General features: G+C 70.6%; 1 protein-coding gene. It reads right to left on the reverse strand.

Going from position 1 to position 1072, the window contains the following annotated elements:
• Window positions 1–1072: acyl-CoA carboxylase subunit beta (locus ABZ641_RS39110; RefSeq protein ID WP_359989486.1), on the reverse strand; the 1072-nt coding region annotated here is incomplete at both ends.

Below are 1072 nucleotides of genomic sequence, written 5' to 3' on the forward strand. Positions count from 1 at the left end.
GGAGCGGGAGTCCATGACGATGTAGGCGCCGCCGTAGGCCTTGCGCAGGATCAGCTGGATCCTCGGCACGGTGGCGTTGCAGTACGCGTAGAGCAGTTTGGCGCCGTGCCGGATGATGCCCTCGTGCTCCTGGTCGACTCCGGGCAGGAAGCCGGGGACGTCCACCAGGGTGACGATCGGGATGTTGAAGGCGTCGCACATCTGGACGAAGCGTGCGGCCTTCTCGCTCGCGTGGATGTCGAGGACGCCGGCCAGGGCGTGCGGCTGGTTGGCGACGATGCCGGCGACGCTGCCGCCGATCCTGGCCAGGGTGCAGATGACGTTGGTGGCCCAGGTGGGCTGGATCTCCAGGTGGTCGGCGTCGTCGACGACCTCCTCGATGACGGTGCGCATGTCGTAGGGGCGGCTGCCGTCCGCGGGGACGAGGTCGAGCAGCGCCTCGCAGGGCCGGTCCTCCGGGTCGGTGCACGGCTCGGCGGGCGGGAACTCGCGGTTGTTCTGCGGTAAGAGGGAGAGCAGGTGCCGCACGTCGGCGAGGCAGGTCTCCTCGTCGTCGTAGGCGAAGTGGGACACGCCGGAGACGCCGGCGTGGACGTCCGCGCCGCCGAGGCCGTTGTGGGTGATCTGCTCGCCGGTGACGGCCTGGACGACGTCCGGGCCGGTGATGAACATCTGCGAGATGCCGCGGACCATGAAGACGAAGTCGGTGAGCGCGGGGGAGTAGGCGGCGCCGCCGGCGCAGGGGCCGAGCATCACGGAGATCTGCGGGATCACGCCGGAGGCCTTGGTGTTGCGGCGGAAGATGCCGCCGTACCCGGCGAGGGCGGTGACGCCCTCCTGGATGCGGGCGCCGGCGCCGTCGTTGAGCGACACCAGCGGCGCTCCGGTGGCCAGCGCCATGTCCATGATCTTGTGGATCTTCTGGGCGTGGGCCTCGCCGAGGGCGCCGCCGAAGATCCGGAAGTCGTGTGCGTAGACGAAGACCGTCCGGCCGTGCACGGTGCCCCAGCCGGTGACGACGCCGTCGGTGTGCGGCCGCTTCGCCTCCAGGCCGAAGCCCTGGGCGCGGTGC

The organism is Kitasatospora sp. NPDC007106 (genome assembly GCF_040634455.1).
GTDB classification, from domain to species: domain Bacteria; phylum Actinomycetota; class Actinomycetes; order Streptomycetales; family Streptomycetaceae; genus Kitasatospora; species Kitasatospora arboriphila.